We start from the raw sequence: 22,551 nt of genomic DNA on the forward strand, positions 1-22,551 counted from the left end.
GACCGAATACATCCCCATGAGCACACATCCCACCGTCCTTGACGTTACCGATCGCATTCGCGAACGCAGCCGGGGGCCGCGCAGCGCGTACCTTGAGCGCCTGACCGAAATCCGCAACCGCGACCGCGGCTCCGACCGCATGGGCTGCGCCAACGTGGCGCACGCCGTGGCCGGCATCCCGGCCAACGACAAGTTCAAGGTGGTGACCGAGCGCGCGCCCAACATCGGCATCGTCACCGCCTACAACGACATGCTCTCGGCCCACGCGCCGTACCAGAGCTATCCCGACATCATCAAGAACGAGGCGCGCAGCCTCGGCGCCACCGCGCAAGTGGCCGGCGGCGTGCCCGCCATGTGCGACGGCGTGACCCAGGGCACGCCCGGCATGGAGCTGAGCCTCTTCAGCCGCGACGTGATCGCCATGGGCACCGCAGTGGCGCTCACGCACGACATGTTCGACGGCGCGCTGCTCTTGGGCGTGTGCGACAAGATCGTGCCGGGTCTCCTGATCGGCGCGCTGCATTTCGGGCACCTGCCCACCGTGTTCGTGCCCGCCGGCCCCATGCCCTCGGGCCTGTCGAACGGCGAGAAGTCCAAGGTGCGCGAACAGGCGGCGCAAGGCCTGGTTGGCCGGCAGGGCCTGCTCGACGCCGAGATGGCGGCCTATCACACCGTGGGCACCTGCACCTTCTACGGCACCGCCAACAGCAATCAGATGCTGCTCGAGGCCATGGGCCTGCACGTGCCCGGCACCGCGTTCATCCAGCCCGGCGACGCCATGCGCGAATCGCTCACGCGCGAGGCCGTGCGCACCGTGCTCGGCCGCGCCAGCGCGGCGAAGTTCAATTGCCCGCCCATCGGTGAAATGGTCGACGAGCGCTGCATCGTCAATGCCATGGTCGCGCTGCTGGCGACCGGCGGTTCCACCAACCACCTGATCCACTGGGTGGCCGTGGCGCGCTCGGCGGGCATCGTGATCGACTGGGACGACTTCTCGCGGCTCTCCGACGTGATTCCGCTGCTGACGCGCGTCTATCCCAACGGCAGCGCCGACGTCAACGCATTCCAGGCCGCGGGCGGCCCGGGCTTCGTGATCGGCGAGCTGCTCGATGCGGGCCTGATGCATGCCGACGTGCTGACCGTGCGCGCCGGCGGCATTCGCGAATTTGCGAGCGTGCCCTCCCTGGGCGACGACAAGCGACTGGTCTGGAATTCCGCCGCGCCGTCCAAAGACGAAGCGGTGGCGCGGCCTGTAGAGAGCCCCTTCAGCGCCACCGGCGGCCTGAAGCTGCTCAACGGCAACCTGGGGCGCAGCGTGATCAAGGTGTCTTCGGTGCCCGACGACCGCCATGTGATCGAAGCGCCGGCGCGTGTCTTCGATTCGCAGGCCGCGCTGCAGCAAGCCTTTACCGCCGGCGAACTGGAGCGCGACGTGGTTTGCGTGGTGCGCTGGCAGGGACCGCAGGCCAACGGCATGCCCGAGCTGCACAAGCTCACGCCGCCGCTGTCGGTGCTGCAGGGCAAGGGCTTCCGCGTGGCGCTGGTCACCGACGGCCGCATGAGCGGTGCATCGGGCAAAGTGCCGGCCGCCATCCACGTTTCCCCCGAAGCCGCCGCGGGCGGTCCGCTCGCCAAGGTGCGCGACGGCGACGTGGTCCGCCTCGACGCGGTGGCGGGTACCCTTGCCGTGCTGGTGCCCGATGACGAATGGGCCGAACGCGAGATTGCCAAGCTGCCCGACGCGAAACGCATCGCCGACGGCCACGGCCTCGGCCGCGAACTGTTCGCCGGCATGCGACGCAATGCATTGACTGCTGAAGAAGGAGCCTGCTCATGGCTGTAGACAACAAGAAACTCACCGCACTCGACGTCATGCGCGATGCGCCGGTCATCCCGGTCATCGTGCTGCACGATGTGAAACATGCCGTTCCGTTGGCGCGCGCGCTGGTGGCCGGCGGCATTCGCATGCTCGAAGTCACGCTGCGCACGCCGCAGGCGCTCGAATGCATCGAAGCCATTGCCAGGGACGTGCCCGATGCCGTCGCCGGCGCGGGCACCATCCGCAGCGCGGCCGATGCGCAGGCCTCGGCGCTGGCGGGCGCCAAGTTCGGCGTGAGCCCCGGCTACACGCGTGCCGTGGGCAAGGCGTGCCACGACCTCGGATTGCCGTTGCTGCCCGGCGTGGCCACCGGCAGCGAGATCATGACGGTGCAGGAAGACGGCTACACCGAACTCAAGTTCTTCCCCGCGCTGCAAGCGGGCGGCCTGCCGATGCTCAAGGCGTGGCAAGGGCCATTCGGCGACGTTACCTTTTGCCCCACCGGCGGCATCCATGCGGGCAACGCGGCCGAATTTCTCGCGCTCTCGAACGTGGCTTGCGTGGGCGGCTCGTGGATCGTGCCGACCGATGCGATCCGCGACGGCAACTGGGCACTGATCGAGCAGCTGGCGCGCGCCGCGAGCCAACTGCAGCGCTGACCATGCGCGCGGATTTCGACGCGAGCGACCTGAAGGTCATCGCGTTCGACGTTTTCGGTACCGTGGTCGATTGGCACAGCGGCATTGCCGCCGAGGCCGAGCTTGCGTTGCCGGGCGTCGACGGCGACACCTTCGCGCTGGCATGGCGCGCCGGCTATCAGCCCGCCATGAAGTCCGTGATGGAACGCATTGCCGCGGGCGAGGGCGGCTTCACGCTGCTCGACGAACTGCACCTGAGCATGCTCGAGCAGGTGCTGCACGATTTCGGCCTGACCGAGCAGCTCGACACCGCCGCCAAGCGCCACCTGAGCCGCGCCTGGCACCGGCTGCCCGCCTGGCCCGACTCGGTCGAGGGGCTTACGCGCCTCAAGAAGAAATTCACCATTTGCACGCTTTCCAACGGCAACATCGGCCTTCTCACCGAAATGGCCAAGCGAGCCGGCTTGCCGTGGGACTGCGTGCTTTCGGCCGAAGTGTTCAAGGCCTACAAGCCCGATCCGCGCACCTACCTTGGCGTGGCGGGCGTGTTCGATGCCACGCCCGGGCAGGTCATGCTGGCGGCGGCGCACCACGACGACCTTGCCGCGGCGCGCGTGTGCGGCCTGAAGACCGCCTACATCGAGCGGCCTCAGGAATACGGCCGCACGCAGCCCAAGGATGTTTCGCCCAACCCCGAAAACCACCTGCACGCGCGCGACATCAACCAATTGGCGGACCAGCTGGGCTGCTGATCGCGCTGCCGCTCATCGGGCGCAATTACCTTGCTCTCGCTGCGGTCAGGGATTTCGCAGACTTGATCATTCCACGCATCATTTGCGTCAGCGGAAACTCCACGAACTTGTAGACCATGTGCGAGGCTGCAATTGCCGCGATGCCGACCGCGGCGGAAATGGCGAGTATCTGGGCCGGCGAGGAAATGCCGAGCAACTTCACCGCAATGGGGATTCCGACCAATATGAACGGATGGAAAAGGTACAGCGAATAGGAGCTGTCCCCAATGGCCAGCACCGTGCGCATTCTTTTCCAGAATGACCCGAGCAATATGATTCCGATGAACATCATGGCCGAAGGGATTGCGAGTGCGAATCCCCTCAGCTGGCCGCTGCCAAGGCCTCGTGATATTGCCAGGTAGGCCAGAAAAGCCCCGGCGGTGGTCAGGACGATGGAGACAGGGATGTTCTGCTGAAACAGCCCCTTCTTGAACGCGACGCCGATGGCCACCCCGAAGGCAAATTCCACGAACAGCGAAAAATTGATGACCTTGGGGTCTACGCCGAAAAGCAGCCCTGCCAACGACCCCGCAGCCAGTATCAGGCATGCAAGGTATGCAGTTTTCCGGTTGGCGGTCGGCAGCGCGACGAGAGCCCAGAGTCCGTAGAAGATGATCTCGTAGGTCAGCGTCCAGCCGTTGTTCACCAGGTATGGCGCAGTTGTGGGCCACAGGAAAAACGACGCCGCGATATCCGTTGCCTGCTGCGCGTTGCTGTTGATCAGGTTCGGTTTGAAGATGAGAACGAGCAGTGCCAGCAGGGAGAGTCCCCAGTAAAGCGGAAACACACGCACGAACCGTTTTTCCATGAACTCTGCGTGCGTCATCGTCTTGTTGGCAGTGACGAAGTAGATGATGAAGCCGCTGATCATGAAGAAGATGTCGACCCCGATGATCCCGAAATCGAACAGGGGAATGGCGCCACCGGAGAGCGCATGCGACTTCTGCGCGATGTGGTGAACCACCACCAGGAGAGCGGCAATGCCTCTTCCGGCCTGGATGGACTCGACGTATTGGGGCTGATCGACCGCAATGGATTGGGACTTCACGAGATGCGATCCTGCTGAATGGCGCCAACGAAGGCTGGCGCGCCGGAGGGGGCGGCATGGCTGCGCCGCAGCAACTTTTCCTGAACCAGCTCGGCTTTCTGCATCAGCGCCATTGCGGAAAAAACGAGCGGACTGACGATGGCGAAGTGACGCGCAAAAGAACCGAAGTCCGGTTCAAATACGCCTTCGATGATGAGAAAGGACAAAGGCGCAAGCGCTATCTTGCCGGCCTGAATGATCCTTTTGTTGTCGGATTTCGCGCTCTTGACAATCACTTTCACCATCCAGATGAAAGTGAAAGGCATGATGGAAATGAATGCCAGCTGGCTGACCGACCCGAAGCGCAAAAGCTCCAGGGGAAATGCCAACCGGAAGAAAGTAATCGTTGCATTGAGTGCTTGCAGCAATGCATTGTCGGAAGCGATGACCGCCTCGATAACCGTGCGCGAGCCTTCGGCACCTACTTCTCTGTTTTCGTTGACCGCCAATCTGGCAAAGTCCAGGGTGACGCCAAGCGCAATCTGGAATGTCAGCGCAAGTGCGATGTAAACCAGGACGATGATGACGAGCAATCTGAATACGGTCAGCTGTTTTCTTATCAGCCTCAGCCCAAACCAGACGGCACTGACCAACAGCCAGTACTTTCTCACCACCCACCCATAAATCGTCGCCGACAAAAGCCATGTCAGCCCGAACCATGTTTGCCGTGCTGCCATGACCGAAACGAGTACCACGGCGGCAGACAGCATGTCCTTTGAAAGGACCGACAGGAAAATCGCCCTGATCACCCCCCACGCAAGCGATGCGAGAAATACACCCAAAGGGACTCGAGCGAACTGAAATATCGGTATCAAGGTGAGCGACACGCTCAGCAGGGCGCCGGCCAATGGCGCAGTGCTGGCGCTCAGCCCCACCGATTCCAACAAGAATGCGCTGCAGGCGTAGGAGTTTCTTTCCTCGATGGTCGTGGAGGTCAGTTGGCACGCATCGGCCCCGAAGAAGCTCAGGAGCGTGTCTTCGTCCGGGAAAATCTGGGCTGCCGTGTCGTGGTACGCAAACGGAATGGCTCCAACAACCAGGGCGGCGAATAAAAATATGATGAGCGATATCGCCGGATCAATGGCTTTGCCGCGTATGCTGAGACTGGTCAAATTCACTCCGCTTGGAAGAAATCGCTCATATGGAAAATGGGGCAGGAATTAACGAGCACTGAGACTTCTGTACGAACAATTTGCTCAAGCCTGAAAGCTCTTGTTGCAAACTAAGGCATTGTGAAGCGTTTAGCATTAATGCCTGCGCTAGCTAAACACCAGCAAAGAATATGCCGGTCGCCCTGCAAAGGCGCTTATTTTGTCTCGTTAATTCGCCCGCGCATTCCAGGCATCGCGTTTCTTACGGTTGCTTGCAATCTGGCAGATGCAGGCTGACCGCGTGGCCAAGCTCCTGGGCAAGTTGCTTGCCCGGGATCGCAGAGGGCCGCTGCTATGGCTGGCTACGATGTGCGCAAAGCGTCTGCGCCGGCTCCGGGCTTGCCGCCCTGGGTCTTCGATTTGTCCTGGATCAGTTCGACCTTGTAACCGTCCGGGTCGGTCACGAAAGCGATGACGGTGGTGCCGCCCTTCACCGGTCCGGCTTCGCGCGTGACGTTGCCGCCGGCCGCCTTGATCTTTTCGCAGGCCGCGTAGGCGTCGGGTACGCCGAGCGCAATGTGGCCGTAGGCCGTACCGGGTTCGTAGCTTTCGGTACCCCAGTTGTAGGTGAGCTCGATTTCGGCCTGATCGGGGTTGCCGTTGTCGTAGCCGACAAAGGCGAGGCTGTATTTGTACTCGGGGTTCTCCGACGTGCGCAGCAGGTTCATGCCGAGCACCTGGGTGTAGAAGTCGATCGAGCGCTGGAGGTTGCCGACGCGCAGCATGGTGTGGAGAAGTCGCATCTCGTGGTGCCTGTCGTAGTGGGAAAGAGGAATTTCAATTGTCGGGTTTATGCGAGCGCGAGCAAGTGCGCCTCGTGCTTCTGCAGAAATTCGCGCAGGTGCTGCGGATATTCCGGCACCACGGCGTTGCGCACGCTGGGCCGCGCCGCCAGCGCCTTGCGCCATGCGTTCACCTTGGGCAGCGCATCGAAGATGTGCGAGTTGCTGATCTCGTCGAACACCTCGAAGTAGCGGAAGATCGGCGCGAAGACCGCATCGACCAGACTGAAGTTTTCGCCCGCGAAGTAGGGGCCGGCACCCAGCGCGGCTTCGACGCGCTCGAACTTGGCGGCGAGTGCCAGGCGCTTCTGTTCGAACACTTCGGCGTCGCGCGTGGTTTCGTAGCCCCACAGGTCGCCCAATATGGCCGAACCGAATTCCATCCACGCGCGATGCTCGGCGCGGGTGAGCGGGTCTTCAGGGTGCAGGCGCGGGCCGGGCTGGGTTTCTTCCAGGTATTCGCAGATCACGTTGCTTTCGAACAGCACCGCTTCGCTGCCGTCGGGCCGCTGAAGGCGCAGCAGAGGCACCTTGCCGAGCGGCGAAATCGCGACGAACCAGTCCGGCTTGTTTGCGAGGTCGATCACCACGCGCTCGAAGGGCACGTTTTTCTCGGCCAGGGCGATGGCTGCGCGCTGCACATAGGGGCACAGCAGGTGGCTGACGAGGGTAAGGGGCTTGGCCATGGGATGTTCCAAAAAATAGGGATGTGGGAGCGCCGCATTCTTGCGGTCCCGAACAACCTTTTCCCGGAAAGCCCATTCGCCAAATGGGCGCCTTGTGCTATTTGGCAGTGTCCAGCCAGTGCGCGATGCGGCCTGCGTGCATCACCCCGATGCGGTCGGCCATGGCATGGGCCTCGGCGTCGTTATGAGTGACCAGAATTGCGGTCTGCCCGGCGCGCTTGAGAATGGCGCGCACCTCGGCCGTCAGGCGTTCGCGCGTGCCGCCGTCGAGGTTCGAAAAAGGTTCGTCGAGCAACAGCAGCTCGGGTGAAGGCGCCAGCGCGCGGGCAAGCGCAATGCGTTGCTGCTGGCCGCCCGACAGTTCATGCGGAAAGCGCTCGCCGGCGTCGGCCAGGCCGACGAGCGACAGCATTTCGGCCACGCGCGACTGCTGTTGCGCACGGCTCGAGCGGCGCAGGCCGAAGGCCACGTTCTGGCTCGCCGACAGATGGGGAAACAGCGCGTACTCCTGAAACATCATGCCCACGCGCCGCTGCTCGGGGGGCAGGTGCACCTGGGTCGAAGACAGCAGCACGTCGCCGAGCTGGATCGTGCCGGAGCGCACCGGCTCGAAGCCTGCAATCGCCCGCAGGACGGTGGTCTTGCCGCAGCCCGAGGGGCCGAACAGGCAGGCGATTTCGCCCGCCGGCAGGGACAGCGAGAAGTCGTTCACCACGGTGTGCAGGCCGCGCGGTGTTTCGTAGGCGAGCTGGATCGATTCGAGGGAGAGAGGGGAACTCATGTTTGGTGCGGACCGGGCTGGGCCGATGGCATGCCCAGTTGATTGCGCGCCAGCAGCACCACGGGCAGCAGCCCCGCCGCGACGATGGCCAGCGCGGCAATCGCGCCTTCTTCGTACGTGCCGCGAGCGGCTTCGGCATAGAGCCAAGTGGCCAGCGTGTCGAAATTGGCGGGGCGCAGCAGCAGCGTGGCCGGCAGCTCTTTCATTGCGTCGACAAAAACCAGCAGCGCACCCGTGGCGATGGCGGGCTGCAGGAGCGGCAGGTGCACCCGGCGCAGCGTGCCGCCGGTGGTCTCGCCCAGCAGCCGCGAAGCCTGCTCGATGGCGGGCGGAATGCGGGCGAGCCCGGCTTCGATGCCGCCCACCGGCATGGCGAGAAAACGAATGGCGCAAGCCGCCACCAGCACGACGCCCGCGCCCATGAGCGGCAAGCCCGAGAGGCCGAACACATTGGCCAGCGCCGCGTCGAACGCCAGTGCGGGCGTGAGCAGGCCGATGGCGAGCACCGTGCCCGGCACGGCGTACCCCAGCGTGGCAACACGTGCCTGCCAGCGTGCACGGTTGGGGCGCGAGCCCTGGCTGCGGGCCGCCCACGCGACCACCAATCCCGCGGCGACCGCCACCACGGTCACGCCCGCGGCCAGCGCCAGCGTGTTGCCGAGGCTTGCGAGCAGCCCTTGCGATACACCGCCGCCCTGGTGCAGCCGCTTGGCGCTTTCCCAGACGAGGTAGAGGGCAGGCGCCACGAATCCGATCATTACCGGCAAAGCGGCGGTGGCGGTGGCGAGCCAGGCAGCGCCGCCGCGCAGTCGCCGCGGCTGCATGGGGCGCATGCGCTGCGCCGAGCCGAAGCGCTGATGCTGGCGGCCGTTGCGTTCGAGCCAGACCAGGGCCACCACCACGAACAGCATGGCGCAGGCGATCTGCGCCGCGCCGGCCAGGTCGGAGCGCGTGATCCACGTGGTGTAGACCGCCACCGTGAGCGTGTTCACGCCCAGGAATTCCGAAGCGCCGATGTCATTGAGCGTTTCGAGCAGCGCAAGGCTCAGGCCCACCGCGAGCGCCGGCCGTGCGAGCGGCAGCGCCACGCGAAAGAACGCGCCGCCGCGGCTTTCGCCCAGCGTGCGGGCGGCTTCCATCAAGTGTGCGGGCTGCGTCATGAACATGGCGCGCGCGGTCATGTAGACGTACGGATAGAGCACGAAGCCCAGCACGAAGATCGCACCCGGCATCGAGCGCAGGTCGGGCAGGCGGAACTGGCGCGGGCTGTCGAAGCCCAAGGCCCAGCGGATCGCGCCCTGCACGGGGCCGATCGGGTGCAGCAAGTCCAGATAGGCGAAGGCGACGATGTAAGTCGGCATGGCCAGCGGCAGCAGCAACGCCCAGTGCAGCACGCGCCGCCCCGGAAAGTCGCAGGCCGTCACCAGCCACGCGCAGCCGGTGCCGATTACCAGCACCAGCACTCCGACACCGGTGAGCAGCACGGCCGTATTGAGCGCCGCCTGCGGCAGCACGTGCGCAAACAGCGGCCCCCAATGCGCCACGCCGGAGCCGAACGCAAGCCACGCCAGCGTGAGCACCGGCGCAAGCACGCCGACGGCGATTGCGAACGAGGCGCTGCGCCAAAGCGGCCCCGCCGCGTGCAGGCCTGGCAACCGGGGCTGCGCGCTCAGCATTCAGGCACCGGCAAGGCGTGCCCGGCCGTGTTCATCACTCACTGATCGAAGCCGACCTTGTCGACAAGCGCACTGGCTTGCTTGCGGTACTTGGCAATTTCCGTGAGCGGCAGTGGGTCGACCTTCAGTTCGCCGATGGTCTCGCCGATGATCGGGTCGAGCACCACACCCTTGCGCACCGGATATTCATAGTTGGCTTGCGCGTACAGCGACTGCGCCGGCTCCGACACCAGGAACTCGAGCAGCTTGACCGCGTTGGCGCGCTGGGGCGCGTTCTTGGCCACGGCCGCGCCGCTGATGTTGACGTGCGTACCGCCGCTCTTGCCGCTGGCGAAGGTCGGGCGGATCACCTTGATGGCGTCGCCCCACTTGCGTGCGTCGGTGCCTTCCTTGGCGCTCTTCATCTGGCCGACGTAGTACGAGTTGGCCAGGCCGATGTCGCAGATGCCGCCCAGGATGTCGCGCGCCACGTCGCGGTCGCCGCCGGTGGCCTTGCGGGCCAGGTTGGCCTTGACGCCGCGCAGCCATTGTTCGGCCTTGGCCTCGCCGTCATGCGCGATCATCGATGCGATCAGCGCCGTGTTGTAGGGGTGCTGGCCCGCGCGGATGCAGACCTTGCCCTTCCACTTCGGGTTGGCCAGGTCTTCATAGCTGAAGCGGGTGAGCGGCTGGTTCTTGTCGGCGTAGAGCACGCGCGCGCGCAGCGAAAGCGCAAACCATTGGCCGTCGGCGCCGCGCAGGTTGGCGGGAACGGCCGATTCCAGCGCGGCCGATTTCACCGGCTGCGTCACGCCGCCGTCGACCAGGTCCATCAGGTTGCCGATGTCCACCGTCATCAGCACGTCGGCCGGCGAGCGTGCGCCTTCGGCCTTGACGCGCTCGAGCAGGCCGTCCTTCACGAACACGGTGTTGACCTTGATGTTCGTCTGCGTGCTGAAGGCCGTGATCAGCGGCTGGATCAACGCGGCTTCACGCGTCGTATAGAGCGTGAGTTCGTCGTTGGCGGCGAAAGCAGGCAGGGCGGCAGCGGCCAGCCAGGCGGCGGAGACGCCGATCAGTGCGCGGGCGGCGCGGCCTTGAACGCCGAGGCGGTCGGTCATGAAGGATCCTCCAGATGCAGGGACAGGTTTTCGAGAAGCATCGCGGCCGCATGGCAACGATGCGAATCATTATCACTGCCATTGAGGCGGTTTTTACGTCCTTGCACTTACAAGAAGCACCGGGTCGCGCCGGTTAATCCACCCATTGACAAGCCTGGTCCGGCGTTGCGCGCGTGGTGCGAAAGCGGTTGGCCGGGTGCGAGGGATCCTCATAGCCGAACGAAATGCCGCAAACGACCTGGCGGTCGTCCGGAATGTCGAACCAGCGATGGAGAAACTTAGAGCGCGAGGCGACCGCCGCCTGGGCGATGCTTGCCACGCCGAAGCTGCGCGCCGCCAGCATGAAGTTGCTGACGTAGGCGCCGCAATCCAGTGCGCCGTAGGTGCCGAGCAGCGCCTCGGTGGTGACGAGGGCCACGTGCGGCGCCCCGAAGAACCTGAAGTTCTCCTTGCCCTGCCGCGCCGAAGCCTCGCGGTCGCCGCGTGCGATGCCGACGCTCTCGTACAGCTGAAAACCGCATTCGCGGCGGCGCTCCTGGTACACGCCGCGGTATTCCGATGGAGGCGCGATGTCGAATGCGGCATCGGCCGCGGCTTCGTCCGAATCAAAAACCTGGCGCAAGCGGTCGGTGGCGGCCGCACTGGTGACGATGACTTGCCATGGCTGGGAGTTGCACCAGGAGGCGGCGCGCTGCGCCATCTGCAGGATGGCATCGATGGTTTCGCGCGCGACGGGCTCTGCAAGGTAGGCCCGGCAGCTGTATCTCTCGGCAAGAAGGCTCTTGAAAGCCGGAGCGAGGCCAGGGTCGAAGGGCGTGGATGGCATGGCGGCGGCCCGGCTTACCGTGGAGATGGCATTTCGAACACCAGGCAGGTGGTGGTGGCATGCGCGTACAGCGTGCCGTCCGGTCCGAAAAGCCGCGCTTCTGCGGTGGCCAGTTGCCGGCCGCAGTGAATGACCTTGCCTTCGGCGCGAACCCGCTGCACCTTGGGCGTGAGGCCCTTCACGTAGTTCACGCTGAGCTCGGCGGTCGTGTAGGCGCGGCCGGCCGGCATCATGGTGTGGACAGAGCAGCCCAGCGCCGAATCCAGCAGCGTGGCAACCCAGCCGCCATGGATGGTGCCGAGCGGATTCAGGTGCTGCGCAAGCGGTGTGCCCTGGAACACGGCCACGCCGGGGCTCACCGAAAGAAGCGTGAAGTCGAGCGTCTTGGCGATGGCGGCATAGGGGATTTCGGCGCGCAGCATCGCTTCCATCATTTGCAGACCGGTCTTGCCGACAATCTGCTCGGGGCGTGCCAGTCCCGGGCCGGGCCCCGCGTCCAGACGTTGGACGATCTCGGCCTCCTGGGCGATCCAGGCGTCGATGGAATGGGGCTCGGACATGAAAACTCCTTGATAGTTGCAGGTGCAATTATTGTAGCTACAATAAAAACATGAACACCGCTCTGAAGCCCCCTGAGCTGAAGCCCCGGGGATGCACCAATTTCCGCTTGCGTCGGCTCTCCCGGCTGGCGTCGCGCCTCTATGACGCGCACGTTGCGCCCAGCGGGCTCAAGACCACGCAGTATTCACTGCTCTCGCATGTGCTGCATTTCGGGCCGCTGCGTCCGGTCGACCTGGCGCGCGAAATGAACGTCGACGCTTCCACGCTCACGCGCAATCTCAAGCCGATGCTGGCGGCGGGCTTCCTGGTGCAGACCGAAGGCCCCGATGCGCGCAGCCGCATGCTGGCGATCACCGATGCAGGCCGGGAGAAGCGAGCCGAAGCGCAGCGCCTGTGGCACGGCGCGCAGCTGGCGCTCAACGAGATCCTCGGCACGGAGCGTGTTCTGGCGCTGCATGCCTTGCTCGACGAGAGCCTGGAATTGCTGCAGCGCGCAGGGCTGGGCGATGTACAGCCGGAAGACCAAACAGGAGCCCGCGATGAATGAAACCTCTCTGCGGCGCCATGCGCTCTGGCTCGTGCTGCTGGCCGCCGCGGGCGCTTTCGCGCTCACGATGGGCGTGCGCCAGACGATGGGCCTGTTTCTTTCGGCGCTCAACACTTCGACTGCGCTCGGCATCGGCAGCATCAGCCTCGCGTTCGCGTTCGGACAGCTCTGGTGGGGACTCACCCAGCCCTTCGCGGGCGCCGTGGCCGACCGCATCGGCGCCGGGCGTGTGGTGTTCATCGGCGTGCTGCTGGTGGCCATCGGCACGCTGATCACGCCGCTCATGACGAGCACGGCCGGCCTGATCTTCGCCATTGGCGTGCTCGCGGCCGGCGGCGCCGGCATGGCGGGCCCTTCGGTGCTGATGGCCGCGACCACGCGCCTGGTGCCGGCGGACAAGCGCGGCCTGGCCACCGGCCTGGTCAATGCCGGCGGTTCCTTCGGGCAATTTGCGATGGCACCGATCGCTGTCGGCCTGACGGCGGCCGTGGGCTGGGCCGGCGCCATGCAGTGGCTCGGCGTGCTGGTGCTGCTGGCGCTGCCGGCCGCATGGGTGCTCAAGGGCAATTCGAACGCGATGGCCGCGGCCTCGGCGGCCGCATCGGGCACAAAACCGCTGAGTGCGCGCCAGGCCATCGGCCAGGCGCTCGCGACGCCCAGCTACCGCTACCTGAGCCTCGGCTTCCTGGTCTGCGGTTTCCACGTCGCCTTCCTGGCCACGCACCTGCCCGGTGTCGTCGCGGCCTGCGGGCTGCCGGCCGAGGTCGGCGGCTGGGCGCTCGCGATGATCGGGCTCTTCAACATCGTCGGCAGCCTTGCCATGGGCTGGGCCGTGGGGCGCTGGCGCATGAAGTCGTTGCTGTCGCTGGTCTATGCCACGCGCGGCATCGCCGTGCTGCTGTTCCTGCTGGCGCCCAAGACGACCCCCGTCATGCTGGTGTTCGCCGCAGTGATGGGTGTGACTTTCCTGTCGACCGTGCCGCCTACCGCGGGCCTGGTCGCCAAGATGTTCGGGCCGGCCAACATGGCGATGCTGTTCGGCATCGTGATGCTGGCGCACCAGGTCGGCGGCTTCCTCGGTGCGTTCCTGGGCGGCTACGTCTTCCAGGCCACGGGCAACTACGACATCGTCTGGTACATCGACATCGCGCTTGCCGCGGGCGCCGCACTGGTGCACCTGCCGATCCGCGAAGCGCGGCTTGCGCGTTCGAAGCTGGCGGCGGCATGAGCGCGCACCGCGGTGCACAGCAAGGAGGTCGATGAATGAGCCAGGAACTCGATCCGCGCACGCGGCTGCTGCTCGAAGCGCCAATCGTCCCTACGCTGCTGCGCCTGGCCGCGCCCAATGTGCTCGTGATGCTGGCGCAGGCTTCCGTGGGGCTCATCGAAACCTACTTTGTCGGCAAGCTGGGCACCGATGCCCTCGCGGGCATGGCCCTGGTGTTCCCGATCGTCATGCTGATGCAGATGACGTCGAGCGGTGCAATGGGCGGCGGCATCGCTTCGTCGATTGCGCGCGCCCTGGGTGCGCGCCGCCGCGGCGACGCCGACGCATTGGTGTGGCACGCGGTGGTCATCGCGATCGGCTTCGGCTTGTTCTTTTCGCTCGCGCTGCTGGCGGGAGGGCGCTGGCTGTACGGCGTCATGGGCGGCACCGGCGCGGCGCTCGATGCGGCCCTGACGTATTCGAACTGGGTGTTCGCGGGTGCGGTGCTGGTGTGGCTCTTCAACTCGCTGTCGGCCATCATCCGAGGCACCGGCAACATGGCGGTGCCGGCGAACGTGACGGTGGCTGGCGTGGTGTTCCTCATTCCCGCGTCTCCGCTGCTCATCTTCGGTTGGGGGCCGCTGCCGGGCATGGGCATCGCGGGCGGCGCGATGGCGCTGCTGCTGTACTACCTGCTGGGCTCGGTGGCGCTCATCGTGTACCTGCGTTCGCCGCGCAGCCTGCTGCGCCCCACGCTCGCCGCGCTGAAGCTGCGCTGGCCGATGTTCCGCGACATCCTGCGTATCGGGCTCGTGGGTGCGGTGTCGACCGTGGCGACCAATCTTTCGATAGGCATTGCCACGGCATTGACAGGCCATTTCGGCTCGGGCGCACTGGCGGGCTACGGCACCGCATCGCGTCTCGAGTATTTGCTGGTGCCGCTGGTATTCGGGCTTGGCGCGCCGCTGGTCGCGATGGTCGGTACCTGCATGGGCGCCGGGCAGCGCGAACGCGCGCTGCGTGCCACGTGGGTTGGCGCGGCGTTGGCCTTTGCACTGACCGAAGCCATCGGTCTGGCCGCGGCGCTGTTTCCGCGGCCCTGGCTGCTGTTGTTCGGCAACGACCCCGCCATGCTCGAAACCGGCGCGCACTACTTGCGCGTGGTGGGGCCGCTCTATGGTTTCTTCGGTGTCGGCCTGGTGCTGTACTTCGCCTCGCAGGGGGCAGGGCGCTTGCTGTGGCCTGTGCTCGGCAACATCGCGCGGCTCGCCGTGGCCGGCATCGGCGGTTGGCTCGCATTGCGCTGGGGCGGCGGGCTGACCGGCGTGTTCGCTGCGCAAGGCGTGGCGCTCGCGGTGTACGGCATCGTCATTGCGTCGGCAATTGCAGGCGGCGCATGGTTCGGCCGCGTCGGCTGGCCGCGCTCGCCCACAAATCTGCTGCGGCGCGTGGCGGCGCAAGCCTGAGCGGCTTCGCTCAGGCAAGGCCTATCGCGCGAAATCAATAGCGGTAGGGATTGTTGGGGCGGCGGTCGTAGCGATTGGGTACGCCGTCTCCGTCGTAGTCCCTGCGGCCATAGCGGCGCTCTTCCCAATGGCGATGACGGCGGTGCTCGTAGCGGTCGTGGCCACGGTGGTAGCCCGGACCGTAATAGGGCCGCGGGGGCGGCGGAGCGTAGTAGTGATGGCGCGGCGGTGGCGGCGCGGGCACGACATACACCTGGGCCTGAATGAAGCGGCCGCCGGTCTGGGCTTGGGCCGGAGCGCTGAGGGCGGCCAGCGAGAGCAGGGCAGCGGCGCTGATTGCAAAGATGAGCTTTTTCATGGCAACTCCAATGGAGTGGTTGGAAGCCCTATCGTCGTGGCTCCATGTGAACGCTTTGTAAGGCTGGAGCGAAATCCGATGAAGAGCTGTAAGCCGCTGCGCAGCCGTTGCGCCATCCTAGGCGCCTCGTGCCGGGGCCGGAACCGGCCGAACGGACGTCAGCCGTGTGGCGGAGGCAGCATTCGCCGGAGCGCCTCGAAAAACAGGTCGGACTGCTCGCGTTCGCCCTGGATTTGCGCCGCGGCAAGAGCGGCCATCTTGGCATCGACGGGAACCAGCGGGCGCCCGGTCGACTGCGCAATGACCTGATGCAGGCTTGCGCGTTCCAGATAGTAGAGATCGTCATAAGCATGCGCAATGGTCGCGCCCGCCACGACGACGCCGTGGTTCGCGAGAAAGGCCACGTCCTTCCCCGCCATGGCACGCGCGATGCGCTCGCCCTCGGCATCGTCGAGCGCGAGCCCGTTGTACACCGCGTCAATCGCGATGCGGTTCATGTAGCGCATGGCGTTCTGGCTCAGCGTGGGATCGAGCGCGCGATCGACCGTGAGCGTGAGCGCGGTCGCGTAGGGCATGTGGCAGTGCAGCACGACGGCGTGGCCGGTGATGCGGTGCACCGCGCCGTGAATGAAGAGCGCAGTCGGCTCCACCCTGTGGCGGCCGGCAAGCACCTCGCCATGCACGTCGATCAGCACGATGTCATCCGGCCCGATCTCGCTCCAGTGCAGGCCGCGCGGATTGATCAGGTAGCGGTCCTGCGCGCCGGGCAGCATCACGCTGAAATGGTTGCACACCCCTTCGGACAGGCCGTGGTGTGCGGCTGCGCGCAATGCAAGCGCCAGGTCTTCGCGCAACTTGCGCACGGCGGGGCTGGCGTAGTCTGAATCTGCGGACATCGACAGGGCCTCGTGGATGTGGACGTGGTTGAAAGAAAAAGGTGTGGTTCAGGCGTGGATTGCGCCCGCATAGGCAGCGACGAACCTCTGGGCGTCGGCGCGCACCGCCGAGGCTTGCTTGCCCGGCTTGTACAGCGCAGAGCCGATGCCGAAGCCGGACGCGCCGGCCGCCCGCCACTCGGCCATGTTGGCCGGCGTGATACCGCCCACGGGCATCAGCGGCGTGCCGGCGGGCAACACCGCAAGCAGCGCCTTCACCACAGCGGGCGATGCCAGTTCGGCCGGAAACAGCTTGAGGCCGGTCGCGCCCGCGGCCAGCGCGCCGAAGGCTTCGGTCGGCGTCATCACGCCGGGCAGGCACACCATGCCGAGCCGCACGGCTTCGGCGATCACTTCGGCGTTGAAGTTGGGCGACACGATGAGTTCGCCGCCGGCTGAATGCACGTAGCGCACTTGCTGCGCATCGAGCACCGTGCCGGCGCCCACAAGCGCTTGCGGAAAGCGCGTGCGCATCAGCGTGATGCTGGCGTAGGGCTTGGGCGAATTGAGCGGCACCTCGAGCAGCCGGAAGCCGGACTCGACGATGGCGTCGCCCACATCGGCGGCCTCGGGCGGCGTGAGCCCGCGCAGGATGGCGACCAGCGGCAGCTCGCGCATCGCGGCGTCGAATTTTTCTTGGGGAGTGGTCATGAGGGCGTTCTGTCTGCGTCGAGAAAGCCGGACAGCACATGCAGTCCGGCCCAGGTGGCTTCGGCGCCGAGCGTGCGAGTGGCGGTGCCGGTGGCGCTCAGCGCGAGCGTGTAGCGTTGGGTGAGTGCAGGGGAGCCGATCAGCACCACTTCGCCGAAGGCATGCAGCGATTGCGTGCGCAGCTCTTCGCCGATCAGGAGGCCCGAGAGATAACTCGCGAGTTCCTGCCTGGGCATGCGTTCGAACAGCGCCAGCGTGCGCGCGCCGAAAGCGTTGTGCAGCAGGCCCTGGCCGTTGTCGGCACGGGTAACGCCCTGCACGAAGGCCGCCTCGTCGAGCGGTGCATCGGCATCGAGCGTGCGCGCGAGAATCGAATGCTGGCTCAGCAGCGCATAGAACTCGCCGGTCATGAAGGTGCGAAAGCCCGTAACGCGGCCCTTCTTGACCGTGGCCCACTTGTTGTGCGTGCCCGGCAACACGAAGACGCCTTCGTCGACGTCCATCAACGTCATGGCGCCGAAGATTTGCACCTCTTCGCCGCGCATGACATCGGGAACACCGTCATGCTCGTCGCTGAGGCCCGGCACGATGGCAATGCGCGAACCCGGCAGCGCGTCGATGTCGATGATCTTGCGGCCCACTTCGACGCGGCCCGCGGGGCAGGCGCAATACGGCGCCTCGACCCAGCCCTGCTTGCTGCCGGCCATGCCGGAGATCAGGCAGCGTGTGCCCTCGGGCTGCATCCAGTCGCCGAACAGTTCCTCGAATACGGCGGGAAAGCCACCGGCCGGCACTTTGAGAATGCCGCGGGTATCGCTGCGCTCTTCGAGCACCTTGCCGCCGGCATCGATCAACGCGCCGCGCAGGGAGCTCGTGCCCCAGTCGATGGCTACCAGTCTTGTCATCCTAGTGATTGTCGCGCGGCACAAAGCTTCCGCGGCGGCCGCGCAGGAAGGCCAGGTCGGCGCCCTGGTCGGCCTGCAGCACCGTATCGACATAGAGCTTCCAGTAGCCCGAATCGAGTGGTGCCTTGGGCGCGACCCATTTCTCGAGCCGCTTGGCCAGTTCTTCGTCGCTCACGTGCAGGTGCAGCTTGCGGTTGGGCACGTCGAGCTCGACGATGTCGCCGTCTTGCACCAGCGCGAGCGGGCCACCCGCGGCGGCTTCGGGCGATGTGTGCAGAACCACCGTGCCGTAGGCCGTGCCGCTCATGCGCGCATCGCTGATGCGGACCATGTCCGTGATGCCCTTGCGCAGCACCTTCGGCGGCAGCGGCATGTTGCCCGACTCGGCCATGCCGGGGTAGCCGCGCGGGCCGCAGTTCTTGAGCACCATGACGCAGTGCTCGTCGATGTCCAGGTTCTCGTCATCGATGCGCTTGTGCAGGTCGTCGGCGTTTTCGAACACCACCGCGCGGCCCTTGTGCACCAGCAGTTCGGGCGTTGCGGCACTCGGCTTGATGATCGCGCCGTTGGGCGCGAGGTTGCCGCGCAGCACGCAGATGCCGGCCTTGTCCTTGAAGGGCTCGGCCAGCGTGCGGATCACCTGCGGGTTGTAGTTTTCGGCGTCCTTCACGTTGTCCCACAGCGTCTGGCCGTTGGCGGTGATGGCGTCCTTGTGCAGGTGCTCCGCAATTTCCTTGATGACCACCGGCAGGCCGCCCGCGTAGCAGAAGTCTTCCATCAGGAAGCGGCCCGAGGGCTGCAGGTCGACCAGGCACGGCAGCTCGGAAGCCAGCCGGTCGAAGTCGTCGAGTGAAAGATCGACGCCTATGCGGCCTGCAATGGCCAGCAGGTGAATCACCAGGTTGGTCGAGCCGCCGATGGCCGCATTGACCTTGATGGCGTTCTCGATGGCCTGGCGCGTGAGGATCTTCGACATGTTGAGGTCTTCATGCACCATGTCGACGATGCGCCGGCCGGCCATGCGCGCCAGCACGTTGCGGCGGCCGTCGACCGCCGGATAAGCCGCATTGCCGGGCAGGCCGATGCCGAGCGACTCCACCATGCAGGCCATGGTGCTCGCGGTGCCCATCGTCATGCAGTGGCCATGGCTGCGGTGCATGCAGCTCTCGGCCTCGAAGAAGTCTTGCAGCTTGAGCGTGCCGGCGCGCACCTGCTCGCTCATCTGCCACACGCCGGTGCCCGAGCCCAGTTCCTGGCCGCGCCATTTGCCCGAGAGCATCGGGCCGCCCGAGACGCCGATGGTCGGCAGGTCGACGCTGGCCGCGCCCATCATGAGTGCGGGCGTGGTCTTGTCGCAGCCCATGAGCAGCACCACGCCGTCGAGCGGATTGCCGCGAATGCTTTCTTCCACGTCCATGCTCGCAAGGTTGCGGTACAGCATGGCCGTGGGCCGCAGCAGCGTTTCGCCGAGCGACATCACCGGAAACTCGACGGGAAAGCCGCCCGCTTCGTACACGCCGATCTTCACCTGCTCGGCGAGCGTGCGGAAGTGCGAGTTGCAGGGCGTGAGTTCGCTGAAGGTGTTGCAAATGCCGATGACGGGGCGGCCGTCGAACTGGTCGTGCGGCACGCCTTTGCCCTTCATCCAGCTTCGATAGATGAAGCCGTCGCGGTCGTTGCGGCCGAACCATTGCTGGCTGCGCAGGTCTTGGGGATTTTTCTTCTTCGGCGGGGTGGTCATCGCTTGTCTCCGGTAACTGGAAGTGTGCAGGCAGGTCAGGGTTTTTCCTGCCGAAATGCGTTTTCAATCATCATATGATAAGCGTGAGACGTTGTCATGGCGTTCAGGGTTTTCGAGTGGCCGGCAGCGTCTTTCCGACCCCCGGGTATCGGACAAGAAGCAAAAGCAAGAAAACATAACAAAGACGAGAAACAGGCACGCATGATCAAGAATGTTCACGGCAATACCGTCGACCGCATCGGAAGCGACATCGTCGCTGGCCGTTATGCGCCTGGCGCGTCGATTCCGCCGGAACCGCTTCTGTGCGAGGAGCTCGGCGTCAGCCGCACCGTGATTCGCGAGTCGATCAAGTCGCTGATTGCAAAGGGGCTTGTCACCAGTGGTCCCAAGGTCGGCACGCGCGTGCAGCCCGCGGACCAGTGGAACTGGTTCGACGCCGACGTGATCGTCTGGCAGACCGAAGCCGGCCTTTCCGCCGAGTTTCTGCGCGACCTGCAAGACCTGCGCCGCGTGGTCGAGCCGGCAGCAGTGGGCCTCGCCGCCGAGCGCGCCACCGCGCAAGACATTGCCGAGATGGAAGACGCCTATGCGGGCATGAAGCGCGCCATCGAGTTCGGCGGCGACTACATCACGCCCGACCTGCGTTTTCACCAAGGCCTCATCCGCTCCAGCCACAACCGCATGCTGGTGCAGATGAGCCGTGCGCTCGGTGCGTTGCTGCGCACGAGCTTCGAAATATCGACCAGCCGCAAGAACGGGCCCGCCAGTTCGCTGCCGCTGCATCGCGCGGTGCTCGACGCCGTGATTGCGCGCGACTCGGCGCGGGCCGAAAAAGCCGTTCTGGTGCTGATCGACGGTGCGCGACACGATATCGAGCAGGTGCTGGCCTCGCGCAAGAAGCTTCCACGCATCAGCCGCCCCGCCACCAGGCTCAAGGCCTTTCCGCTCTAGCGGGCGACAAATTTCATAACAACAGCAGAAGTGACAGGAGATGGATTATGAATAGAGTGATCGACGGGTTTTTCCGCGTGCTGGAATTCCTTGTGGTGGTGTGCATGGTGGCCATGGTCATCATGGTGTTCGGCAACGTGGTGCTGCGCTACGGCTTCAACTCGGGCATTTCGGTGTCCGACGAAATGTCGCGCTACTGCTTCATCTGGCTCACCTACATCGGTGCCATGGTGGCCATGCGCGAAGGCGCCCACCTGGGCGTCGACACACTCATCAAGAAGCTGCCCCTGGGCGGCAAGAAGTTCTGCTTTTTCATGAGCCAATCTCTCATGCTGTTCTGCAACGTGCTGTTCCTCATGGGCACGTACGAAATGCACGAGCTGCAGGTCACCAACATATCGCCGGTGGTCGGCATCTCGATGATCTGGGTGTATGGCATCGGCTACGTGGTCGCCGTGGTCATGGGCATCTTCAACATCGAGAAGCTCTGGCGCCTTTTCCGCGGAAGGGTCCCGGAGCAGGAACTGATCCAGGTCATGGAATCCGAAGAGCAAGTGCTCGAAGTTTCGGCGCATGGCAAGGTGGCCCAATGACAGTCACCATCTTCATCGTCTCGCTGCTCGGTGCCATGGCGCTGGGCATTCCAATTTCGTATTCGCTGCTGGTGTGCGGCGTGTCGCTGATGGGCTGGCTGGCCTACACCGGCGGCCTGCCGGCGTTCGACAGCCAGATCATTGCGCAGCGTTTTGTCGATGGCGCAGACAACTTCCCGCTGCTCGCCGTGCCATTCTTCTTGCTGGCCGGCGAGTTCATGAACGCCGGGGGGCTGAGCCGACGCATCGTCAACCTGGCGATGGCGTGGGTCGGCCATTTCCGCGGCGGCATGGGCTATGTGGCCGTGGTGGCCGCGATCATCATGGCGTCGGTTTCGGGCTCCGCCGTGGCCGACACCGCTGCGCTGGCCGCACTGCTGATCCCGATGATGAAGTCCGCGGGCTACCAGCTGAACCGCTCGGCCGGCCTGATCGCCGCGGGCGGCATCATCGCGCCGGTCATTCCGCCGTCGATCGGCCTCATCGTGTTCGGCGTGGCCGGCAACGTGTCGATCACCAAGCTGTTCCTGGCCGGCATCGTGCCGGGCATCCTCATGGGCCTGGCTGTCGGCGTCGCCTGGTGGATCGTGGCCAAGAAGGAGAACGTGAAGTCGGCGCCCCGCGTGGCCTGGGGCGAGCGGCTCAAGGTCACGGCGCAGGGCAGCCTCGCGCTCGCACTGCCCGTCATCATCATCGGTGGCATGAAGTTCGGCGTCTTCACGCCGACCGAGGCGGCGGTCGTGGCTGCGGTCTATTCGTTGATCGTCGGCCTTTTCGTCTACGGCGAGCTGAAGGTCAAGGACCTGTACCGGCTCACGCTGGCTGCTGGCAAGACGACCGCCGTCGTGATGTTCCTCGTGGCCGCCGCCATGGTGAGCGCATGGCTGATCACGGTGGCCAACATCCCCGCCGAGGTGGTCACGCTGCTCGAGCCCTTCCTCGACAACAAGATCCTCTTGATGTTCGTCATGATGGTGCTGATCGTCATCGTCGGCACCGCGCTCGACTTCACGCCGACGGTGCTGATCCTCACGCCGGTGCTGATGCCGGTGGTGCTCAAGGCCGGCATCGATCCGGTGTACTTCGGCGTGATGTTCATCATGAACAACGCCATCGGCCTCATCACGCCGCCCGTGGGCACGGTGCTCAACGTGGTGAGCGGCGTGGCGCGCATCTCGATGGACGATGCGTTCAAGGGCGTGATGCCTTTCTTCATCGCCCACCTGGTTGTGCTGTTCACGCTGGTGTTCGTCCCTGAAATCGTGACCATTCCGCTCCAGTGGTGGATGGGGCGCTAGT

23 protein-coding genes are annotated in these 22,551 nt (G+C 65.3%); 9 read left to right on the plus strand and 14 right to left on the minus strand.

The window, feature by feature from the left end; translation table 11 throughout:
- Positions 1-16: 16 nt before the first annotated feature.
- From edd to ABIC94_RS12325, 3 genes are read left to right on the plus strand one after another with little or no spacing between them, the layout of a single operon-like run.
- On the plus strand, positions 17-1,843 hold the full coding sequence (gene edd, locus ABIC94_RS12315) for a phosphogluconate dehydratase (RefSeq protein WP_354373287.1): 1,827 nt from the start codon (positions 17-19) through the stop codon (positions 1,841-1,843).
- Positions 1,834-2,478 (plus strand): bifunctional 4-hydroxy-2-oxoglutarate aldolase/2-dehydro-3-deoxy-phosphogluconate aldolase, encoded by a 645-nt coding sequence (eda, locus tag ABIC94_RS12320; RefSeq protein ID WP_354373288.1) that lies wholly within the window; start codon positions 1,834-1,836, stop codon positions 2,476-2,478. Before edd ends, eda begins: the two co-directional genes overlap by 10 nt.
- A gap of 2 nt (positions 2,479-2,480) precedes the next feature.
- Positions 2,481-3,209, plus strand: a complete 729-nt coding sequence (locus ABIC94_RS12325; protein WP_354373289.1) for a haloacid dehalogenase type II — start codon at positions 2,481-2,483, stop codon at positions 3,207-3,209.
- A 25-nt stretch (positions 3,210-3,234) separates the two neighbouring features.
- On the opposite strand, the gene ABIC94_RS12330 is transcribed toward ABIC94_RS12325, so the two are convergent.
- From ABIC94_RS12330 to ABIC94_RS12370, 9 genes are all read right to left on the minus strand, one after another.
- Entirely contained in the window at positions 3,235-4,296 is a 1,062-nt protein-coding gene (locus tag ABIC94_RS12330) for an acyltransferase family protein (protein WP_354373290.1), read from the minus strand.
- Positions 4,293-5,447: a hypothetical protein gene (locus ABIC94_RS12335; protein WP_354373291.1), complete on the minus strand. Its 1,155-nt coding sequence runs from the start codon at positions 5,445-5,447 to the stop codon at positions 4,293-4,295. Before ABIC94_RS12335 ends, ABIC94_RS12330 begins: the two co-directional genes overlap by 4 nt.
- A gap of 341 nt (positions 5,448-5,788) precedes the next feature.
- Positions 5,789-6,229 carry a lactoylglutathione lyase gene (gloA, locus tag ABIC94_RS12340; RefSeq protein ID WP_354373292.1) on the minus strand — a complete coding sequence of 147 codons (441 nt, stop codon included), beginning with the start codon at positions 6,227-6,229 and terminating at the stop codon, positions 5,789-5,791.
- 47 nt (positions 6,230-6,276) lie between these two features.
- Positions 6,277-6,954: a glutathione S-transferase family protein gene (locus tag ABIC94_RS12345; RefSeq protein ID WP_354373293.1), complete on the minus strand. Its 678-nt coding sequence runs from the start codon at positions 6,952-6,954 to the stop codon at positions 6,277-6,279.
- Between the two features lie 97 nt (positions 6,955-7,051).
- On the minus strand, positions 7,052-7,735 hold the full coding sequence (locus tag ABIC94_RS12350) for an ABC transporter ATP-binding protein (protein WP_354373294.1): 684 nt from the start codon (positions 7,733-7,735) through the stop codon (positions 7,052-7,054).
- Positions 7,732-9,411 carry an ABC transporter permease gene (locus ABIC94_RS12355; RefSeq protein ID WP_354373295.1) on the minus strand — a complete coding sequence of 560 codons (1,680 nt, stop codon included), beginning with the start codon at positions 9,409-9,411 and terminating at the stop codon, positions 7,732-7,734. The genes ABIC94_RS12350 and ABIC94_RS12355 overlap by 4 nt, the downstream gene beginning before the upstream one ends.
- Before the next feature lie 38 nt (positions 9,412-9,449).
- Positions 9,450-10,511, minus strand: coding sequence for a Fe(3+) ABC transporter substrate-binding protein (locus ABIC94_RS12360; protein ID WP_354373296.1), 1,062 nt, complete (start codon positions 10,509-10,511; stop codon positions 9,450-9,452).
- 133 nt (positions 10,512-10,644) lie between these two features.
- Positions 10,645-11,337: a nitroreductase gene (locus ABIC94_RS12365; RefSeq protein WP_354373297.1), complete on the minus strand. Its 693-nt coding sequence runs from the start codon at positions 11,335-11,337 to the stop codon at positions 10,645-10,647.
- Between the two features lie 14 nt (positions 11,338-11,351).
- On the minus strand, positions 11,352-11,897 hold the full coding sequence (locus tag ABIC94_RS12370) for a PaaI family thioesterase (protein WP_354373298.1): 546 nt from the start codon (positions 11,895-11,897) through the stop codon (positions 11,352-11,354).
- Positions 11,898-11,947: 50 nt separating this feature from the next.
- Here ABIC94_RS12370 and ABIC94_RS12375 point away from each other — a divergent pair, with 50 nt between their 5' ends.
- From ABIC94_RS12375 to ABIC94_RS12385, 3 genes are read left to right on the plus strand one after another with little or no spacing between them, the layout of a single operon-like run.
- Entirely contained in the window at positions 11,948-12,445 is a 498-nt protein-coding gene (locus ABIC94_RS12375; RefSeq protein ID WP_354373299.1) for a MarR family winged helix-turn-helix transcriptional regulator, read from the plus strand.
- Positions 12,438-13,673: an MFS transporter gene (locus ABIC94_RS12380; RefSeq protein WP_354373300.1), complete on the plus strand. Its 1,236-nt coding sequence runs from the start codon at positions 12,438-12,440 to the stop codon at positions 13,671-13,673. Before ABIC94_RS12375 ends, ABIC94_RS12380 begins: the two co-directional genes overlap by 8 nt.
- Before the next feature lie 35 nt (positions 13,674-13,708).
- Positions 13,709-15,118 (plus strand): MATE family efflux transporter, encoded by a 1,410-nt coding sequence (locus ABIC94_RS12385; protein WP_354373301.1) that lies wholly within the window; start codon positions 13,709-13,711, stop codon positions 15,116-15,118.
- A 34-nt stretch (positions 15,119-15,152) separates the two neighbouring features.
- On the opposite strand, the gene ABIC94_RS12390 is transcribed toward ABIC94_RS12385, so the two are convergent.
- The 5 genes from ABIC94_RS12390 to ABIC94_RS12410 all read right to left on the minus strand — a co-directional run bounded on the left by ABIC94_RS12390 (position 15,153) and on the right by ABIC94_RS12410 (position 19,708).
- Positions 15,153-15,476: a hypothetical protein gene (locus ABIC94_RS12390; RefSeq protein WP_354373302.1), complete on the minus strand. Its 324-nt coding sequence runs from the start codon at positions 15,474-15,476 to the stop codon at positions 15,153-15,155.
- Positions 15,477-15,634: 158 nt separating this feature from the next.
- Positions 15,635-16,378 carry an aldolase gene (locus ABIC94_RS12395; protein WP_354373463.1) on the minus strand — a complete coding sequence of 248 codons (744 nt, stop codon included), beginning with the start codon at positions 16,376-16,378 and terminating at the stop codon, positions 15,635-15,637.
- A 42-nt stretch (positions 16,379-16,420) separates the two neighbouring features.
- On the minus strand, positions 16,421-17,062 hold the full coding sequence (locus ABIC94_RS12400; protein ID WP_337318484.1) for a 2-dehydro-3-deoxy-6-phosphogalactonate aldolase: 642 nt from the start codon (positions 17,060-17,062) through the stop codon (positions 16,421-16,423).
- Complete coding sequence (locus tag ABIC94_RS12405; RefSeq protein ID WP_354373303.1) at positions 17,059-17,967, minus strand: 2-dehydro-3-deoxygalactonokinase; 909 nt, start codon at positions 17,965-17,967, stop codon at positions 17,059-17,061. Before ABIC94_RS12405 ends, ABIC94_RS12400 begins: the two co-directional genes overlap by 4 nt.
- Before the next feature lies 1 nt (position 17,968).
- Entirely contained in the window at positions 17,969-19,708 is a 1,740-nt protein-coding gene (locus ABIC94_RS12410) for an IlvD/Edd family dehydratase (RefSeq protein ID WP_354373304.1), read from the minus strand.
- 201 nt (positions 19,709-19,909) lie between these two features.
- Between ABIC94_RS12410 and ABIC94_RS12415 the strand changes: the two genes are divergently transcribed.
- From ABIC94_RS12415 to ABIC94_RS12425, 3 genes are read left to right on the plus strand one after another with little or no spacing between them, the layout of a single operon-like run.
- Positions 19,910-20,659 carry a FadR/GntR family transcriptional regulator gene (locus ABIC94_RS12415; protein ID WP_354373305.1) on the plus strand — a complete coding sequence of 250 codons (750 nt, stop codon included), beginning with the start codon at positions 19,910-19,912 and terminating at the stop codon, positions 20,657-20,659.
- Positions 20,660-20,706: 47 nt separating this feature from the next.
- Entirely contained in the window at positions 20,707-21,252 is a 546-nt protein-coding gene (locus tag ABIC94_RS12420; RefSeq protein ID WP_354373306.1) for a TRAP transporter small permease, read from the plus strand.
- On the plus strand, positions 21,249-22,550 hold the full coding sequence (locus ABIC94_RS12425) for a TRAP transporter large permease (RefSeq protein WP_354373307.1): 1,302 nt from the start codon (positions 21,249-21,251) through the stop codon (positions 22,548-22,550). Before ABIC94_RS12420 ends, ABIC94_RS12425 begins: the two co-directional genes overlap by 4 nt.
- Position 22,551 lies beyond the last annotated feature (1 nt).

This window comes from Variovorax paradoxus, from assembly GCF_040544635.1.
Classification (GTDB): Bacteria; Pseudomonadota; Gammaproteobacteria; order Burkholderiales; family Burkholderiaceae_C; genus Variovorax; species Variovorax paradoxus_R.

What these genes read in the sequence shown, in the direction of transcription:
- edd (WP_354373287.1), top strand. Translation starts at nt 17, where the DNA reads ATGAGCACACATCCCACCGTCCTTGACGTTACCGATCGCATTCGCGAA.
- eda (WP_354373288.1), top strand. Translation starts at nt 1,834, where the DNA reads ATGGCTGTAGACAACAAGAAACTCACCGCACTCGACGTCATGCGCGAT.
- ABIC94_RS12325 (WP_354373289.1), top strand. Translation starts at nt 2,481, where the DNA reads ATGCGCGCGGATTTCGACGCGAGCGACCTGAAGGTCATCGCGTTCGAC.
- gloA (WP_354373292.1), bottom strand. Translation starts at nt 6,229, where the DNA reads ATGCGACTTCTCCACACCATGCTGCGCGTCGGCAACCTCCAGCGCTCG.
- ABIC94_RS12345 (WP_354373293.1), bottom strand. Translation starts at nt 6,954, where the DNA reads ATGGCCAAGCCCCTTACCCTCGTCAGCCACCTGCTGTGCCCCTATGTG.
- ABIC94_RS12350 (WP_354373294.1), bottom strand. Translation starts at nt 7,735, where the DNA reads ATGAGTTCCCCTCTCTCCCTCGAATCGATCCAGCTCGCCTACGAAACA.
- ABIC94_RS12355 (WP_354373295.1), bottom strand. Translation starts at nt 9,411, where the DNA reads ATGCTGAGCGCGCAGCCCCGGTTGCCAGGCCTGCACGCGGCGGGGCCG.
- ABIC94_RS12360 (WP_354373296.1), bottom strand. Translation starts at nt 10,511, where the DNA reads ATGACCGACCGCCTCGGCGTTCAAGGCCGCGCCGCCCGCGCACTGATC.
- ABIC94_RS12365 (WP_354373297.1), bottom strand. Translation starts at nt 11,337, where the DNA reads ATGCCATCCACGCCCTTCGACCCTGGCCTCGCTCCGGCTTTCAAGAGC.
- ABIC94_RS12370 (WP_354373298.1), bottom strand. Translation starts at nt 11,897, where the DNA reads ATGTCCGAGCCCCATTCCATCGACGCCTGGATCGCCCAGGAGGCCGAG.
- ABIC94_RS12375 (WP_354373299.1), top strand. Translation starts at nt 11,948, where the DNA reads ATGAACACCGCTCTGAAGCCCCCTGAGCTGAAGCCCCGGGGATGCACC.
- ABIC94_RS12380 (WP_354373300.1), top strand. Translation starts at nt 12,438, where the DNA reads ATGAATGAAACCTCTCTGCGGCGCCATGCGCTCTGGCTCGTGCTGCTG.
- ABIC94_RS12385 (WP_354373301.1), top strand. Translation starts at nt 13,709, where the DNA reads ATGAGCCAGGAACTCGATCCGCGCACGCGGCTGCTGCTCGAAGCGCCA.
- ABIC94_RS12390 (WP_354373302.1), bottom strand. Translation starts at nt 15,476, where the DNA reads ATGAAAAAGCTCATCTTTGCAATCAGCGCCGCTGCCCTGCTCTCGCTG.
- ABIC94_RS12400 (WP_337318484.1), bottom strand. Translation starts at nt 17,062, where the DNA reads ATGACCACTCCCCAAGAAAAATTCGACGCCGCGATGCGCGAGCTGCCG.
- ABIC94_RS12405 (WP_354373303.1), bottom strand. Translation starts at nt 17,967, where the DNA reads ATGACAAGACTGGTAGCCATCGACTGGGGCACGAGCTCCCTGCGCGGC.
- ABIC94_RS12410 (WP_354373304.1), bottom strand. Translation starts at nt 19,708, where the DNA reads ATGACCACCCCGCCGAAGAAGAAAAATCCCCAAGACCTGCGCAGCCAG.
- ABIC94_RS12415 (WP_354373305.1), top strand. Translation starts at nt 19,910, where the DNA reads ATGATCAAGAATGTTCACGGCAATACCGTCGACCGCATCGGAAGCGAC.
- ABIC94_RS12420 (WP_354373306.1), top strand. Translation starts at nt 20,707, where the DNA reads ATGAATAGAGTGATCGACGGGTTTTTCCGCGTGCTGGAATTCCTTGTG.
- ABIC94_RS12425 (WP_354373307.1), top strand. Translation starts at nt 21,249, where the DNA reads ATGACAGTCACCATCTTCATCGTCTCGCTGCTCGGTGCCATGGCGCTG.